General features: G+C 62.8%; 14 protein-coding genes. 13 read left to right on the top strand and 1 reads right to left on the bottom strand.

The annotated features are described in order from the left end of the window. Positions 1-25 precede the first annotated feature (25 nt). The 13 genes from K9857_RS09150 (at position 26) to K9857_RS09210 (ending at position 15,091) form a co-directional block, all read left to right on the top strand. Positions 26-1,051: a polysaccharide biosynthesis/export family protein gene (locus tag K9857_RS09150; protein WP_224535051.1), complete on the top strand. Its 1,026-nt coding sequence runs from the start codon at positions 26-28 to the stop codon at positions 1,049-1,051. A gap of 17 nt (positions 1,052-1,068) precedes the next feature. After that, the gene (locus tag K9857_RS09155) at positions 1,069-2,661 is read left to right on the top strand and encodes a GumC family protein (RefSeq protein ID WP_224535053.1); all 1,593 of its coding nucleotides are present in this window, start codon (positions 1,069-1,071) and stop codon (positions 2,659-2,661) included. Further along, entirely contained in the window at positions 2,658-3,746 is a 1,089-nt protein-coding gene (locus K9857_RS09160) for a glycosyltransferase family 4 protein (RefSeq protein WP_224535055.1), read from the top strand. The genes K9857_RS09155 and K9857_RS09160 overlap by 4 nt, the downstream gene beginning before the upstream one ends. Then, the gene (locus tag K9857_RS09165) at positions 3,743-5,110 is read left to right on the top strand and encodes an O-antigen ligase family protein (RefSeq protein WP_224535057.1); all 1,368 of its coding nucleotides are present in this window, start codon (positions 3,743-3,745) and stop codon (positions 5,108-5,110) included. The genes K9857_RS09160 and K9857_RS09165 overlap by 4 nt, the downstream gene beginning before the upstream one ends. Next, positions 5,107-6,075, top strand: coding sequence for a glycosyltransferase (locus K9857_RS09170; protein WP_224535059.1), 969 nt, complete (start codon positions 5,107-5,109; stop codon positions 6,073-6,075). The genes K9857_RS09165 and K9857_RS09170 overlap by 4 nt, the downstream gene beginning before the upstream one ends. Then, positions 6,068-7,204 carry a glycosyltransferase family 2 protein gene (locus K9857_RS09175; RefSeq protein ID WP_224535061.1) on the top strand — a complete coding sequence of 379 codons (1,137 nt, stop codon included), beginning with the start codon at positions 6,068-6,070 and terminating at the stop codon, positions 7,202-7,204. The genes K9857_RS09170 and K9857_RS09175 overlap by 8 nt, the downstream gene beginning before the upstream one ends. An 11-nt stretch (positions 7,205-7,215) precedes the next feature. Then, entirely contained in the window at positions 7,216-8,217 is a 1,002-nt protein-coding gene (locus tag K9857_RS09180) for a polysaccharide deacetylase family protein (protein ID WP_224535063.1), read from the top strand. Then, the gene (locus K9857_RS09185; protein WP_224535065.1) at positions 8,214-9,518 is read left to right on the top strand and encodes a lipopolysaccharide biosynthesis protein; all 1,305 of its coding nucleotides are present in this window, start codon (positions 8,214-8,216) and stop codon (positions 9,516-9,518) included. The genes K9857_RS09180 and K9857_RS09185 overlap by 4 nt, the downstream gene beginning before the upstream one ends. Beyond that, positions 9,515-11,434: a hypothetical protein gene (locus tag K9857_RS09190; RefSeq protein WP_224535067.1), complete on the top strand. Its 1,920-nt coding sequence runs from the start codon at positions 9,515-9,517 to the stop codon at positions 11,432-11,434. Before K9857_RS09185 ends, K9857_RS09190 begins: the two co-directional genes overlap by 4 nt. A gap of 86 nt (positions 11,435-11,520) precedes the next feature. Then, positions 11,521-12,210, top strand: a complete 690-nt coding sequence (locus tag K9857_RS09195) for an N-acetyltransferase (RefSeq protein WP_224535069.1) — start codon at positions 11,521-11,523, stop codon at positions 12,208-12,210. Positions 12,211-12,214: 4 nt separating this feature from the next. After that, positions 12,215-13,429: a GNAT family N-acetyltransferase gene (locus K9857_RS09200; protein ID WP_224535071.1), complete on the top strand. Its 1,215-nt coding sequence runs from the start codon at positions 12,215-12,217 to the stop codon at positions 13,427-13,429. Further along, on the top strand, positions 13,401-14,195 hold the full coding sequence (locus tag K9857_RS09205) for a ChbG/HpnK family deacetylase (RefSeq protein ID WP_224535074.1): 795 nt from the start codon (positions 13,401-13,403) through the stop codon (positions 14,193-14,195). The genes K9857_RS09200 and K9857_RS09205 overlap by 29 nt, the downstream gene beginning before the upstream one ends. A gap of 203 nt (positions 14,196-14,398) precedes the next feature. Then, positions 14,399-15,091 (top strand): GNAT family N-acetyltransferase, encoded by a 693-nt coding sequence (locus tag K9857_RS09210; RefSeq protein ID WP_224535076.1) that lies wholly within the window; start codon positions 14,399-14,401, stop codon positions 15,089-15,091. Between the two features lie 224 nt (positions 15,092-15,315). Here K9857_RS09210 and K9857_RS09215 read toward each other — a convergent pair whose 3' ends face one another. Continuing rightward, positions 15,316-16,119, bottom strand: a complete 804-nt coding sequence (locus tag K9857_RS09215; protein WP_224535078.1) for a class I SAM-dependent methyltransferase — start codon at positions 16,117-16,119, stop codon at positions 15,316-15,318. Positions 16,120-16,194 lie beyond the last annotated feature (75 nt).

The raw sequence follows: 16,194 nt of genomic DNA on the forward strand, positions 1-16,194 counted from the left end.
GCAACCGCCAGAAAGGATGACGCTTATGAACGCCAAGATGCTTGTCCTGCTGTTGCTGCCGCTTGCGGGTTGCACCAGCACTTCAGATACCCGCAGCATGCCGGTGCAGATTCTGACCGCCGCGCCGGCCAACGCCCAGGCCACCGACATGCCCAAGGTCGAACAGACCCTGCGCCCGCAAGACGTGCTGGACGTGATCTTCCACATCAGCACCAGCGGCTCGGATGCCTACCGCATCCAGTCCGGTGATCAGGTCGGCCTTAACTTCACCGCCGCCAGCCAGCTCAACGGCAATCAGCTGGTGCTGCCCGACGGCAGTATCGAACTGCCGGGAGCCAACACGTCGGTGAAAATCGCCGGGCTGACCAGCGACGAAGCGCGCCAGGAAATCCAGCGTGCCTATAACCGCAAGGCGCTGTTCCAGCCCAACCGCAACCAGCTGACCGTGCAGATCATCAGCCCGCTGACCAACGAGCAGAATCTGAAAAGCGCGCTGAACCACCCCGCCACCGGCATGAGCCGCGAGATCACCGTCGGCACCGACGGCTACGCCAGCTTTCCGGAAATCGGTTCGGTGCCGCTGCAGGGCATGACGGTCAATCAGCTCGAAGCGTTCCTCAATAAGAAGTACGCGCAACTGCCGGGACGCATGACCGTCGATGTGCTGCTCAAGTCCACCGCCGGCAACGAGATCTACGTACTCGGCGAAGTCGGTCAGCCGGGCTCCTACCCGATCCGCCGCCCGGTCTCGGTGCTCGAGGCGCTGACCCTGGCCCGCGGCTCCAACGTCAAGGCGCGCCTGGATTCGGTGGTGATCATGCGTCGCAACGGCAACCAGGTCGAAGCCCGTCACTACGACGTGGAAAAAGCCCTGGCGGGCGATGCCTCGCAGATCGCCTACCTGCAACCGGAAGACATGCTCTACGTGCCGAAAACCAAGCTGGCCAGCGCCGGCGAACTGGCCCGGCAACTGGCCGACGTGGTGCTGTTCCAGGGCGTCGGGTTCAGCTTCGGCTACCGCGTCGACAACAAAGACAGCGACAACAACTGACTCTCAGGTGATCTGACATGAATCCAAAGGAAAACTACCTGCACGAGTTCTTCAGGATCTTCTTCGCCAACAAGCAGCTGGTGAAGCGTGTGTTCCTGGTCTTTGCAGTGATTGCCCTGGTGCTGCCGCTGTTGCTCAAGCAGAGCTTCGATATCACCGCGCAGGTGATCGTGCAGTCGAAAAAGCTTTCCCAGGGCGACGCCACCACGTCGCTCAATCAGGAGAACGCCACCTTCATTCCCCCTTCTCTGGCGGACATGGAAACCGAGAGCAATATCCTGCGCTCGCCCGCCCTGATCCGGCAGACCATCAGCGAACTGCGCGATGCCGGTGAGTACAGTCCGCCACCGGGCATGTTCGACAAACTGGTGGCGCAACCGCTGAAAAATCATGTGGTCACGCCGTTGCGCGAGCACATGATCAATCCCCTGAAGTCGGCGTTGGGCATGGAAACCGATCCGGTGCGCGACACCGCTCTGGACGGCTTGACCCAACAAGCGATCGATAGCCTGAAGATCGAAACCCTGCCCGGCTCCAACGTGATCTCGATCATCTACAGTTTCCCGGACCCGGCACAGGGCACGAAGTTCGTCGCGGCGCTGCTGCAAAACTATCTGGTCAGTCGCCAGGCGCTGCAATCGATCGATCTGCCGCAAAGCTTCTATGAATCCAAGAAGACCCAGTATCAGGTGCGCCTCAACGGCCTGGAAGGCAACCGCCAGTCCTTGCTCGAAGCGGTGGGCGCGTCTGATCCCAAGGAAGAAATCACCTTTCGCCTGAACGCAATCAACACCGAGGAACAGGCGCTCAACCTGTACCGCGATCGCCTGCTGCAAAGCCAGCGCTGGCTCGACTACCTGAAAACCAGCCTGGCCGCCGCCAAGGATTCCAAACTCAACGACTACACCTTCCCCTACACCTTCACCACCACCGTGGACAACGTCGCCTTCGAAGATCGCGAGATCAAACAGATGGGCGAGGCGCTGACCAGCCAGGTCAGCCGCTACATGAACGACCTGGCAATTTTCCAGCCCGGCAGTGAACCGATGCTGTTGACCCGCGAGCAGATCGCCCGCACCCGCCAGCAGTTCCTCAAGGTGGTCAGCAATCGCATTCAGGAGCGCACCAACGACCTGGCGATCGTCAGCTCGGTGATCGAGCAGAAGACCGCGCGCATCGCCGAGTACAAGAACCGTATTCACCTGTTGCAGGAAACCCAGAGCAAGTTGCGCCAGGTGGACACTGAAATCGACGCCCTGCACGCGGCATTCTCCACCTACGCCCAGCGTTTCGCCGAAAGCAGCACCGCCCGTTCGCTGGACAACGACCTGTCCAACGCCCGGGTCCTGAGCCCACCGTTCGAGCCGACCGAAGCGGCGTTTCCCAAGCCGATGCTGATCATTCCGTTCGGATTGTTCACCGGTCTGCTGCTGGCGATTGCCCTGGTGTACGTGCGTGAGTTCTTCGACCACCGCTTCAAGCACCCTGCACAAATCAGCCATGAGCTGGGCCTGCCGGTGCTGCTGGTGATCAACGAACAGAACGTCGAGCCCACCAGTGCGAACAAGAGCTGGAGCGTGCCGGGGCTGGTCCATTGGGTGCGCAATTGAACGCGCCCTTCACCCCACCGCTGCCGATCATTCATTTGCTCAGCAGCGGCGGTTTCTACGGCGCCGAGCGGATGTTGCTCGACCATTGCCTTGCGACCCCCGGACAACATCAGGTGCTGTTTCTCGATGCACCCTACGAGTTGCTCGCGCGGTTTCGCGAGGCCGGGGTGGACTGTCGCGGCTGCACGGGACTGGGAGCCTTGCTGGCGCACTTGCGCCAGCGCCGGGCGGAGCGGCCGTTGATCAACACGCACAACTTCAAGGGCCTGCTGTTCGGCTGGATCGGCGCAACCCTGTTGCGCCTGCCGCTGGTGATCACCCAGCACGGATTCACGCCACGCAGTCGCAAGCAGAAGTTCTACACCTGGCTGAGCCTGCAACTGTGCCGCACCGCCTCGGTCAGCCGTGTGGTGTGCGTGGCCGAGAGCATCGCCACGCTGTGTCGCCAGGCCAGCGTGGATGCCGAGAAGCTGCAAGTGATCCCCAACGGCCTGCCCGCCGCTCTCGATGCGCCGTCGCCGGCCATCGACCGCAAGCGCCGGCTGGTCGGTTACGTCGGGCGCCTGAGCAGCGAGAAAGGCCCCGATCTGTTTCTCGATGCGCTGGTCCCGTTGTGCTGGCGCCACTCGCAACTGGACGCGGTGATGCTGGGCGACGGTCCCGAGCGTGACCGTCTACTGGGGCAAATCGAGGAGGCCGGTCTGGCGTCACGCATCAGCCTGCCCGGTTACCAGAACGACATGCGCCCCTGGTGGCGGCAACTCGACGCGCTGGTGATCAGTTCGCGCACCGAAGGCACACCGATGATTCTGCTTGAGGCCATGCAGGCCGGGGTGCCGGTAGTGGCCTTCGGCGTCGGCGGGATTCCCGATGTGCTGCAGGACGGGCACAACGGTTTGCTGGCGACGCCTGCCGACGTCCCCGCGCTCGCCCGACAGATCGACGCCCTGCTGAGTGACCCGGCGCTGGGCCGCGAGCTGAGCTACAACGCCAGACGCACGCAAATGGATCGCTATGACCTCAAGGCCCTGGCTGAACGCTGGTCGCAGCTGTACATCCGCACTGCACGGGAGACACGCGCATGATTTTCCCGCTCTCGATCGTCAGTCTGGTGGGGCTGGTGTGCCTTGCACTGCTGATCACCCCTTATCCATTCCTGGCGCCGGGAGCGGTGTTGGGCCTGATCGGTGTCGCGACCCTCTACCGCAAGCCGTCCTGGGGCCTGCTGGGCATCGCGGCACTGATTCCCCTGGAAGGCTTTTTCAAGGACAGCGCGTTGTCCGGCACCAAACTGATCGGTGCCTCGCTGGCGCTGATTCTGATGATGCAACTGGTGCTGCGGCAGATTCCGGCCGAGCGCCTGCGCAGCAACCTGTGGCGTTATCTGATCGCCTTCATGGCCTTGTATCTGTTGAGTCTGCTCAACACCGACGACATGGGCATGTCCCTGGGTCATCTGCGTGAGTTGAGCGTGGGCTTGATCCTGTTTGTGATCACGCTGCTGATCGGGCGTGAGATGAACATGGACCTGTTCGCCAGACTGGTGACCCTCAGCGTCACCCTCACCTGCGCGCTGGCGATGTTTTCCGCCCGCTACCAGGATCAGGGTCGCGCCGCCGGCCTGCTGGAAGACCCCAACGCTTTTGCCATGCTGATCGCCTTCGCCGTACCGCTGGCCCTGCTGCTGGTGATCCGTGGCCCGAACCCGCTGCATCGGCTGTTCTGGCTCGGCTGCTTCATCTTGCTGCTGGGGGGCATGACCAAGACCGAATCCCGTTCCGGACTGGTGGTGTTGTTCCTCAGCCTGATGATCGGCCTGTGGCACTATCGCGCGCACCTGTCACGCATCCGTCCACGTCATCTGGGCTTCGCCATGCTGGGCCTGACCATCGTGATTCCGCTGGCGATCTACGCGATGCCGGCCGGTTACGTGGCGCGCATCCAGTCCTTGAGCATTCTGAGTTCGGGGGCCAAGGCCCAGGACGAATCCCTCGGCCGGCGCGCGTCCTACATTGTGGTCGGCAGCCAGATGATCAGTGAAAACCCATTGTTGGGCACAGGTCCCGGCACCTTCCCGCTGCACTACGCCACCACCGGTTATGCCAAGGCATTTTCCGCCAATCGCAAGATCGGTGACCTGTATCGCCGTGCCCACAACACCTACCTGGAAATCTTCAGTGAACTGGGGGTTCCCGCCGGTTTGCTGTTCGTCGGCATGCTGGCTTTGGGGCTGTACAACCTGATGCGCGCCCGACGGACCTGGATGCAGCGCCATGACTGGCGACAGGCCGACCTGATGACTCACCTGGGCATGAGTTTCCTCTCGTTGACGTTGTTCCTGATGTTCCTCAGCGCGCCCAATCAGAAATACCTCTGGATCATGCTCGCCATGACCTGGGTGCTGCGCCTGAAGGCCGAAGAAAATCCAGTGACGGAGAAGCATTCATGAGCTGCGTCAGTATCGTGATTCCGATGTACAACGAAGCCGGGCATATCGCCCGCACCTTGATGGCTGCGCAACGCGCCGCCAACTTTGCGGGCCTGGAATGCCAGCTGATCGTGGCCGACAACGGCTCCAGCGACGAAGGACCACAGATTGCCCGGCAGTTCGGGGCGCAGGTGCTGGTGTTGCCGGGCCTGCTCATCGGTGCCTTGCGCAATCGCGGCGCGGCCGTCGCCCACGGCGAATGGCTGGCCTTCATCGACGCCGATATCGAGCTGCCGGAAAACTGGCTGACGCTGTTGCTGCGCATGGAGTCGGAAGGCCGGGGCGATGTCATGGGCCTGGATCTGCACACACCGGCCCAAGCGCCCTGGTACGCCGGCGCGTGGCAACGCCGCACCCTGCGCCCCGGCGCGCAACGTGCCCAGGAGGTGCAGTGGTTGCCCAGTGCCAATCTGTTGATGCGTCGCTGCTGGTTCGACCGGGCCGAAGGCTTCAACGAAAACCTGCGTACCGGCGAAGACAAGGAACTCACTCTGCGCATGGCCGCCAGCGGAGCCTGTCTGCTCGCGGTCAATCAAAGCGTCGCGCTGCACTGGGGTTACGAAGCCAGCTGGCGCGAATGGATGGGCAAGGAACTCTGGCGTCAGGGCAGTCTTTTGCAGTTGCTCCAGGCCCAGGGTCCGAGCCTGCGCCTGCTGCGCTTTCCGCTGCTGTCCATCGCGGCGTGGATCATCGATTTCATGGCCATTTCCGCCCTGCTCGGCGGCTATCCACACCATGCCGCGATCATGCTGATGCTCACTGTCCTGCCTGCCCTGGCGCTAAGCCTGCGCCAGAGTTTCAGGCACCGCGACCCGCTGCTGACCCTGCAACTGTGGGGGCTGCACTGGGTGCGCCTGCACCTGGCAGGCGCCGGTTTGATTCTCAGTCTGTGTCAATGGAATGCCAGGAGGCCTGCCCGTGGCTGAATTCATTTTCTGGTCGTGCCTGTTATTACCGGTCTACGCCTGGCTCGGTTATCCGCTGCTGCTGACAATGCTGGCGCCGTTTTTCCCGTCGCGGCGTCATGCGCCGGCGCCGCCGATGGACGTGAGCATCGTGATTGCCGCACACAACGAGGCGCGGCACATCGAAGAGAAATTGCGCACCGTGCTGGCCCAGGATTATCAGGCGCGCTCGCTGCAAATCATCCTGGCCAGCGACGGTTCCACCGACGACACCGTGGCCTGCGCGCGCAAGGTGGTCGACCAACGGATCACCGTGCTCGACCTGCCACGCCAGGGCAAGGCCGCCACGCTCAATGCCGGCGCCGCCCTGAGCACTGGCGAGATTCTGGTGTTCACCGACGCCGACAATCAATGGGCCACCGACACCCTGGGCCATTTGCTCGCGCCCCTGGTCGATCCCCGGGTCGGCGCCTGCGCCGGGCACATGCTGATCCCGGTGACGGGCAAGGGGCTGAGCATCGGCGACAGCCTGTATCGGCACTACGAAGGCTGGGTGCGCAAGGTGGAAAATCGCACCGGCTGCATGGTCTCGGCCGACGGCGCGTTGCTTGCGCTGCGCCGGGAGCTGTTCCAGAACGTGCCGGCCGAGGTCAACGACGACTTTTTCATCAGCACCTGCGCGCCGGTTGCCGGCAAGCGGATCATCTACGTGCCCCAAGCGCGGGTCACCGACACCGGCGTGGATGAAGCCGACAAACAGTTTCGGCGTCGCCAGCGGGTCACCGTCGGTGGCTTGCAAAGCCTGGCGCAGCGCCGCGAATTGCTCAATCCGCTGCGCCACGGCCTGTACGCAATTGCGTTGATCAGCCACAAATTGATCCGGCGCCTGGCCCCGGTCCTCCTGCTGCCGTTGCTGCTGAGCAATCTGTGGCTGTGGGATGAGCATGGCTTTTACCGCCTGAGCCTGGTCGCGCAGTTGTTCGGTTACACAGTGGCCATCGCCGGCCTGCTGGATGCGCAGCACCGTCTGCCCAAACCCTTTCGCCTGGCCGCATTCCTGCTGGTGACGCTTGTCGGCATGAGCATCGGCCTGTGGCAATTCCTGCGTGGCCAGCGCTATGCGCAATGGAATCCCGAACAGAATCGATGAGATCAGATGCCATGGCGATCAAACAACTCTTCAAGCGAACCAGCGGCTGGCTGTACCTGCATTCTCCAGTCGGACGCCAGCAACTGGACGGCGCCGGCGTGATCCTGATGTTGCACCGGGTGCTGGCCGACGACAACGCCGCCGAACTGCCCCATCGCAATGAATTGTGCGTGGGGCCCAAGGCTTTCGAGCATTTGCTGGTCTGGCTGAAAAAGCATTTCGATTGCGTGCCGCTGATGGACATCCTGCAACCGGGGAGCTTGCGCTCGCACCGGCCGAAAGTGACCCTGACCTTCGACGACGGTTGGCGCGACAACGCGGACAATGCCTTCGCGCTGCTGCGTAAATATCAGGTGCCGGCGAGCATCTTTCTGTCGACGGACTTCATCGGCAGCCGCCAGCGCTTTTGGTGGGAAAGCATTGGCGAAACCCTGTGGAACAGCCATGGCGAACCGGCGCGTCAACGCTTGATCGACTGCCTGCGGCGCATGGATCAGCCGTTGCCCGAGGCGTGTGAACATAGCGACGAGCAACGCCGCAGCCTGGCGCTGCTGCACTTTCTGCAACAGCTCAAAAGCCTCTCGCCACTGGATCTCGATCGCTTGACCGATGCCTGCCCACAGCAGTCCTTGCCCCAGGCCATGGACTGGCATCAGGTGCGCTCGCTGGAGGCTTCGGGGCTGGTGCGCTTCGGCCCTCACGGCGCCAGTCATGCGATCCTAACCGGCCTGGACGATCAACGTCTGGATGAAGAACTGACACGCAGCCGCCAGGCCCTGATGAACGGCTGCAACCGGCCGCTACCGGTGTATTGCTACCCCAACGGCGACCACGATGCCCGGGTGCGACAGGCAGTGGCGGCGCATCGGTTCGGGTTTGCCCTGGGCACCGGAACCGGGATCTACCGCGGCGACCAGGACCCGCTGGCCTTGCCACGCTTCGGTGTCAGTCAGCGCACCGCGCGAAATCCCGAGCTGTTGTCCTGGCGTATTTTTCGCGGGGCACGCCCATGAGCCGTAATCGCTATCTCAAGCATCTGGCCCTGAGCATGGGCACCAAGCTGGCAATGATTGCCCTGCGCTTGCTGCGCAATGTGTTGCTGGCCAGGATTCTCGGACCCAGCGAGCGCGGATTGTTCGCCTTGCTCAGCACCCTGCCGGACCTGATCAGCGCGGCCACCAGCGGCGGCTTGAATTCGGCGGTGGGCTATCACGCGGCCAAGCAACGTTCGATGGGTCTTCTGCTCAGTCAGGTGCTGGTGTTCGGCTGCCTGCTGGCCGGCTTGCTGACCTTGCTGGTGGTGGCGCTGACCCGCGAGTTCGGCAGCGAACTGGACATCACCATGCAGCTCGGTCTGCTCGCCTGGCTGTTGCTGCTGGCGGTGCCGCTGACCGTGCTCAAGAGTGGTCTGCTGACCTTGCACAATGCGTCGGGGGGCGTGGTGGCGTTCAACGCCTTGCGGCTGATCGAATCGCTGGCGCCGCTGCTGCTGTTTCTGGCGCTGTTCTGGATGTGGAAAAGCGCCGCGCTGGAAGCGGCGCTGGTCAGTTGGCTGGCCGGCATCAGCCTGGTGGTACTGGTCGGCTGGCTGTGGCTCAAGCGTAACCAGCCGCTCACCCTGCAATGGGATCGCGCCAGCCAGAACGAGCTGCTGCGCTACAGCGCCCGCAGCCATCCGGACCTGTTGTTCCAGCAAGTGATTCTGCGCTCCGATTACCTGTTCATCGGCGCCCTGCTCGGCAGTACCGCACTGGGTCACTACGCGATGGCCAGCGCCGCCGCCGAGCTGCTGCTGATCGTTCCGGAAGCGGTGACCACGCCACTGATGAAACGGTTGCTGCAACAGGAAGAAGGGATCGAGAAGGTCACGCCGCTGGCCCTGCGGCTGACGGCGACGGTCATGCTCGGCGCCTGCCTGACCATGGCGGTGATCGGCGAGTGGCTGATCGTCACCCTGTTCGGCGCGGCCTATCAGCCGGCCTACCCGGCGCTGCTCGCGCTGCTGCCGGGACTTTTGGGATTGTGCTACGCGAGCATTCTGCGCCTGGACCTGCTGGGCAAGGACCGACCCGGTTCGATTTCGTTGATGATGGGTTGCGGCGCGCTGCTTAACCTGGCGCTGAACCTGTTGTTGATTCCCGCGTACGGCATCGTCGGTGCCGCGGCCGCCTCGTCCATCGCCTATCTGGCGGTCACGCTGGCGATGCTGGTGTTGTATTGCCGCCTCAGCCGGGTGCCGGTCTGGCAAACCCTGATCATCCTGCCCAGCGATCTGACGCCGATGCTGCACATCCTGCAACGGAAGTCGGCATGAAGTACTTCGCACTGGCGGTGAGCATGGGCCTGTCGCTGGATGCCTGGGCGGGGTCGATGCGTTGGGCCGACATCCGCGACGGCAGTCTGTACCTGCAAGCCGATTCTCCGGATAACGTGACCGTGCGCTGGGCGCCGGCCTGGCAAGCCGATGCGAACGAAGAGCATCTGTACCTGCTTGACGGCCAGGGCCGGCTGGCGGGCGAGCGCCGGATCGCCGCCAGTGAAACCCGCGGCACGCAAAGCTGGCCGCTGGCACCGGGTGCCGCCAGTTATCGCCTGGAGATTCCCGGCTACAGTTTCCGCCGCTACAAGATCGAACATGACGAGCGCACGGTGGCGTTGTTCGCCCCGGCCAAAGTGCACTTCAGCAGCGAGACCCGCGACGGCGACGAGTTGTTTTTCAAGGTCGCGGCGGGTGAACACGCCGTTCTGGCCGGCAAGTTCCACGGCGGTGTCGGCGCCTTGCAGGCGCGGCGCGTCGAAGACGGCAAACAGCTGTCGCTGGCGCTCAAGCCGTACCGTGCCTACTGGCAGTTCGATCAGGTTGCCTTGCCGGTTTCCAACGCCGATCAGGTTTGGCGCCTGCGCCTGCAAGGCAGCGGCAAGGCGGCGTTCTGGCTCGACGGCACGGCCAATCTGTTCGCGCAGAATGCGCAGCAGCTCAAACCGCTGCGCGAAGACCAGGGCCAGGTTCGCCTGACGGTGCACGACAAGGTGGTGGGGACCACGCCGAACCTGGGCATCGCCCTGCCCTACGTGATGCCGCCGCCCGCCAGCCATTCCGCGCTCGATGCGCTGAAACCGCGGGCGGGGTCTTACTACAGCTTCGTCGATATCACCGCCCGGCAGCCCGACTACGAAAACGGTTTTCGCCAGCTGTATCAGCAACGCTTCGGCATCACTGAGGACATCACTCTGCTGGCCGGCAGCAAACGCCAGGCCGACCTGCGCGCCGACACCACCAGCAATGCCGGCCTCGACGCCTGGCTCGCCGCGACCCGCGCCCTGGGTGGCAAAGGCACCCATTACATCGGTTTCGCCGACGAGCCCAACCTCAACTATCCGGACTACCAAAGCTACCAGCGTATTTTCACCAGCATGGCCCGCCAGGTCCGCGCCAATCCCGACAACGCCAAGGCCGGCGTTCGGATCGCCATGCCTGCCAGTTCGCGACTGGTCAACGGCCCGCTCGCCGACAACGCCGCCGACAAGCGCGGGATCGACTGGGCCCGACGCCTGCTGGCCGAATCGGGCGACAGCATCGATGCACTGGCGTGGCACGAATGGATGATTCGCGATTTGCTGGCGACTCGGGTCTACCGCGACAGTGTGAAGCGCGCCGCCGAGCTGGTGGGACTGGACGCCAACGGTCGACCACGCAAGGCGCTGCTGCTGGACCAGACCAACATGTCCAGCGGATCGAGCCTGAGCCCCTACGATCAGGAGACCCATTACGCCTCGCTCTGGTGGGCCTCGGTGGCGATCAATTCAGCCCAGGACGGTTTGCTGGAGATGCTCAACTGGTTCCAGGCCGCCGACGAGCCCGAGTACCCCAAGGGCATGCTGCGGGTACTGGGCGACGATCGATTCGAACTCAAACCGGTAGGCCTGGCCCAGCAATTCATCCAGCAACATTGGCTGCACGATGTGCTGTACCTGGAGAACGATGCGTTCGAGGTCGATGTGCTGGCCATGGCCGACGATTCCAAGCGCAGTCTGCTGGGGGTCAACAAGGCATCACGCCTGCAGCGAGTCGACATCGCCGGCGTACATTGCCCGCTGGCCAATGGATCGCTTCGATACTTCGGCGCCGACAACCGTAGCCGCGACGCACCCTCGACCTGCAAAGACGGTCGCGTGCGCTTCGAGTTGCCGGGACAAACCCTTTTCGCCCTGACATGGAACGCCACGTGATTGTCGCTCTGCAGCCTGGTCGTGCCGGCATTCCGGCGCGCACCGGATCATGCCACTTTCGGGTCGACCCGACTGGAGTCAACATCATGGGTGCAATGCACAAACTCAGCCAACACGTTAAACACAATGGCCTGCGTCCGACTTTGAAAAAGGTCTGGAAACACTACATTTTTTCCCATCAGGAACTACTGTGGATGGAGCGCGACCTGGTGACCCCGGTGCCGGCGCACAAGCTCAGATCCTATCCGCCCTTGCAGGTCGTCAGCATCACGCCGGGCAACGCCAAAGCATTCGCCCGCCACTTCGGCGACCGCGTACAGACCATGGCCGAGCTTGCCCGCGAAGGCCATACCGGGCAGATGCATCTGGACGAGAACGGGGATGCGGTGGCGTTCATCTGGGGCGCCGGTCGCGACTACCACGACCGGCATTACTACGGCTGCTGGTTCCCGGTGAAAGACGGCGAGTTTTTCGAATTCGGCGGTGAGTTGAGCCGCAGTTACTGGGGCACGTCGCTGTCCATGGATCTGCAGACAGAACTGTGGAAGGCCATGCTCGAGCAAGGTTTCAACAAGGTTGTGGATGTTTGCGAGTGGCATAACGTGCCGGCCTTGAAACTGCATATCCGCACCGGGTACGAGGAACAGGGGCGGATCACCAACGTGTATCAACTGTTCGGCCGCTGGCGTTTTTATCGCGAAACCCGCTACACCGGCTCACGCCTGGACACCCTGCGCAAGCCGGAACGCTCATCTGCGCAAGCTAAGGTGGTATGACCCTATGACAGTGCGATTGCAATGGCGTGCTTCGTTGTGCGCCGCGGATTTCCCCGCAGAGGCTTATGAGGCTCTGCGGCTGCGGGTGAAGGATCACACGCCGTTCAACGCGCTGGAATGGATGTGTGCCTCGGAACAGGCCCTGCCGGCAGATCAGCGCTTGCATGTGCTGCTCGGCTGGCAGGGTGACGAGTTGCTGTTGTGTCTGCCGCTGGTGACGTGCGTGGAGCGCTTCGGCGGATTGCCCTTTCGGGTGCTGCATCATCTGGGGTACCCGCTGGCCGATCGTCTGGCGCTGCTGACTCGCCTGGATGCCGCGCACATGCGCCAGGTACTGGGCGAGATCCGCCGTCGACTGCCCCATGCGCTGTTGCAACTCAACGAGCTGTGCGAATCGCTCGATGCAGTCGGCGGGCTGGGTCAGTGGCTGGGGCGCAGTTCCACCGGCGAACGGCGCTTGAGTTGTCGGGCGCCTGTCCACCGGATCAGCGAAGCCGATCACCAGGAAGTGTCCGGGGATCCACGCTACAAGCTGCGCCGCGCCCGCAAGCGCATCGCCGCCTGTGGCGCGCAGGTACGCCGCATCATTCCCGATGCCCTGAGTATGCGGCCGCTGCTGGCGATGCTCGCCGAAGTCGAGGCCTTGAGCTGGAAAGGCGACGAAGGCGTGGGCATTTTTGCCGACCCACATCGTCGCCAATGGATGGACGAAGCCTTTACCGCGCTGGCCGCCCGGGGACTGGTGCGAGTGGTGACCCTGGAACTGGAGGGGCGTTGCATCAGCTACCGTCTTGGCTTGCTGGAACAGGGTCGGCTGTATGACTACAACCTGGCCTTCCTGCCGCAGCACGCCGATCTGGGCAGTGGCCGGGTACTGCTCGAGGAGTGGATTCGCTGGGGCCTGGAGGACAACTGGCAATGGGTCGATGCATCGCGAGTGAGCCTGGAAAATTCCAGTCATCAACTGCATGAGCGCATGACCGGGTACATGGAACACTGGCGCTGGAGCTTTTATTCATGGCGCCCGAGCGGCTTGGCCCTGGGGCTTGCCCTGCGGTTCTGGCAGCTTTGCAAACCGTTGTTGCAACAATGGCGGGCCCGTCGCGCCGCAGCGGTCAATGCACCAGCTCCTGTCGCGCCGATCACGGTCAAGGCGACAGCAGCCGTCGACACACTCATGGAGGGCGAACATGCCACGGCAAGTCATAGTCAACGCTGACGATTTCGGCCTCAGTGCCTGTGAAAACGCGGTGATCCTGGGAGCCTTCCAGGCCGGGCTCATCAGCTCGGCCACCGCGATGGCCAACATGCCGGCCTTCGAGGCCGCCTGCGCACTGGCGCGGCATCCGTTGCTCGAAGGGCGCATCGGCCTGCATTTCAATCTGACTTACGGGCGGCCGTTGAGCCGACGCATCCTCAGTCGCCCGGCCTTCTGCAACAGCGCCGGCGAGTTCGATTTGAGCGTGCCACGAACCCGGCTGTGGCTCGGTCACCAGGATCGTCTGGCGGTCGAGCAGGAACTTCAGGCGCAATGGCAACGCTGTCTGGACAACGGACTGCGCCCCAGCCATCTGGATTCGCATCAGCACGTGCACAACATCTGGCCGATCGGCGAGATCGTTGCGCGCTTCGCGGCTCGTCAGGGCGTTCCGGTAAGGCTGGCGCGCAACCTTGGGCAAAACCTCAGCCTGCCCAAGCGCCTGTTCAAGGAGCTGCTCAATCATCGGCTGAGCAGTCTGGCCGGGGCGACTGCCGACTATGTCTGTACCCCGGTGGATCTGCGCAACGCCGCACCGCCCAGCGACGGTCTGCTGGAAATCGTCGCGCATCCCAATCAGCTTGGCGCCGATTTCGGCGACGCCTATCTCGAGCCCGGGGAGTCGTTGAGCGCGCTGCTGGAGCAGCGATTGCCGGGTGTTCCCAGGGTCGCCTATGACGCGGTCCGTCGGGGTGTGGAACAACGCGCGGATACCGTCATGGAATAGCCTTTCCACGGGGTTTTCCATCAGAAAAAAGCGCGCTTCGAGGCGATCGAAGCGCGGCTTTTTGACGCCGGAAAAGTGTGTCAAGCATGTTACACACATTGATACAAAACTAAGACAAGTGCCCGCTTTCTGCGGCGTCCAGCGTGATCTATACCCAACATACCTTCACCCACGCGCGGCCAATTCAGGCCAAGGAGGGCTCCATGAGCCTGATCGACAAACTCGGCGAACGAATCAAACAAAAAGGCCTGAGCCGCACGTTCGGCACCTTGTGGAAACGCTATGTTTTTTTCCACTGGGAGTTGTTGTGGATGGAGCGCGATCTGGTGACCCCGGTGCCGCCGCACAAGCTGCGGCCCTACTCTGGCGTGCGGCAGGTGACCATCACCCCGCAGAACGCTACAGCCTTCGCCAAACACTTCGGCGACCGGGTACAGACCATGGCGGAGCTGGCGACCGAAGGTCACACCGGTCACATGTACCTGGATGAAGAGGGACATGCGATAGCGTTCATCTGGGGCAGCGCGCGCGACTATCACGACCGCCACTATTACGGTTGCTGGTTCCCGGTCAAGGCCGGTGAGTTCTTCGAGTTTGGTGGCGAGATGACCCGCGCCTATTTCGGCAGCAGTCTGTCGGTGGACGTGCAGGTCGCCCTGTGGGAGGCGATGGCCGCACAGGGCTGCAACAAGGTGGTGGACGTCTGCGAAACTCACAACATCCCGGCCTTGAAGTTACACATCCGCATGGGTTACCACGAACAAGGTCGTGTCACTCACGTGTACGGCCTCTTCGGCCGCTGGCGCTTCTTCCGGGAAACCCGCTACAGCGGCTCACGCCTGGACCCGCTGCGCAAACCGGGACGGCCAGTGGTCACCGCAGCGGCACCTACCTGACTGGCACCGGGCTGTCTGCAGACACTCAGACAGCCCGCGTCATCGTTGGCCTCCATTCGCCCCCTGTAGGAGCGAGGCTTGCCCGCGAAGACGTCAGGTCTGGCGACATTGATGTTGGATGTGCCGGCCTCTTCGCGGGCAAGCCTCGCTCCTACAAGGTTTAGCGGCGATCAAAAGATCCTGGAACACCTCCCACAGGGTTTTGGGTGGGTCACAGATGGCTGTCAACGCACAGCCACCAAGGTAAAACACATCGGCAACTGCGCCTCCCGCTGTTCATAGCGGTCGTACAGTTCTTCGCGGTTTGAGTGCGGGTATTCCTGGTAATGGCGGATGTTCAGCCCCGCCGCGATGGCGCCGCCGAAGAGATCTCCAAGGGTGTGGACGAACCAGTACGACGCTGCGGCCTGCTGTTCGACCTTGCCTTCATAGACGATGGGCTCGGTCTGCACAAAGGGCTCGCGGCGGAAGTAGGAGGTGGCCAGGGCGAAGGGGTCGGCGGCTTCGGGGTCGAACATCTCCAGGAAGGGATGGGTTTCGTACATCACCAGTGCTCCTCCCGGCTTCAGCACACTCGCCACATGGCGGAAGAACTCGGCAATGTCCGGCATCCAGCCCAAGACGCCAATGGTGATCAACGCCACATCGAAACGCCCCTGCAAGGCGGGCGGTAAATGATGGATATCGGTCTCGATGAATTCAGGCTGATGAGGTGAGCGCGTGGCCAGTTCCCGCGCCTGGTCGAGAAACGCCGCGGACTGGTCGACGCCGACCACATGCCGCGCGCCCAAGGCAAACAGGGAAAGGCTTTCCCGGCCATTGTTGCAGCCCAGTTGCACCACTTCCTTGCCGTCCACGCCGACCTTATTCAGAACCTTGGTCAAGGTGTCATCAAGACAGGAAAAGTCCCGCTGGGCCACAGCGTTCAGCAGAACCGGCCAATCAGGATTGTCTTTGTGGTGGCGAGCGGAGTCGTTCCAGGCATCGCGGTTGCTGGCGATGGCCTGTTCTTTAGTCGGCATTTCCATTGCACGTTCCATCTGCGGTTTGAAACGACTGACTGTAGCAGCTGGCTGCTACAGGTCGAGGTCAGCCAAGGCGCG

Source organism: Pseudomonas sp. REP124 (assembly GCF_020164475.1).
Lineage (GTDB): Bacteria > Pseudomonadota > Gammaproteobacteria > Pseudomonadales > Pseudomonadaceae > Aquipseudomonas.

What these genes read in the sequence shown, in the direction of transcription:
- K9857_RS09150 (WP_224535051.1), top strand. Translation starts at nt 26, where the DNA reads ATGAACGCCAAGATGCTTGTCCTGCTGTTGCTGCCGCTTGCGGGTTGC.
- K9857_RS09155 (WP_224535053.1), top strand. Translation starts at nt 1,069, where the DNA reads ATGAATCCAAAGGAAAACTACCTGCACGAGTTCTTCAGGATCTTCTTC.
- K9857_RS09165 (WP_224535057.1), top strand. Translation starts at nt 3,743, where the DNA reads ATGATTTTCCCGCTCTCGATCGTCAGTCTGGTGGGGCTGGTGTGCCTT.
- K9857_RS09170 (WP_224535059.1), top strand. Translation starts at nt 5,107, where the DNA reads ATGAGCTGCGTCAGTATCGTGATTCCGATGTACAACGAAGCCGGGCAT.
- K9857_RS09180 (WP_224535063.1), top strand. Translation starts at nt 7,216, where the DNA reads ATGGCGATCAAACAACTCTTCAAGCGAACCAGCGGCTGGCTGTACCTG.
- K9857_RS09185 (WP_224535065.1), top strand. Translation starts at nt 8,214, where the DNA reads ATGAGCCGTAATCGCTATCTCAAGCATCTGGCCCTGAGCATGGGCACC.
- K9857_RS09190 (WP_224535067.1), top strand. Translation starts at nt 9,515, where the DNA reads ATGAAGTACTTCGCACTGGCGGTGAGCATGGGCCTGTCGCTGGATGCC.
- K9857_RS09195 (WP_224535069.1), top strand. Translation starts at nt 11,521, where the DNA reads ATGGGTGCAATGCACAAACTCAGCCAACACGTTAAACACAATGGCCTG.
- K9857_RS09200 (WP_224535071.1), top strand. Translation starts at nt 12,215, where the DNA reads ATGACAGTGCGATTGCAATGGCGTGCTTCGTTGTGCGCCGCGGATTTC.
- K9857_RS09205 (WP_224535074.1), top strand. Translation starts at nt 13,401, where the DNA reads ATGCCACGGCAAGTCATAGTCAACGCTGACGATTTCGGCCTCAGTGCC.
- K9857_RS09210 (WP_224535076.1), top strand. Translation starts at nt 14,399, where the DNA reads ATGAGCCTGATCGACAAACTCGGCGAACGAATCAAACAAAAAGGCCTG.
- K9857_RS09215 (WP_224535078.1), bottom strand. Translation starts at nt 16,119, where the DNA reads ATGGAAATGCCGACTAAAGAACAGGCCATCGCCAGCAACCGCGATGCC.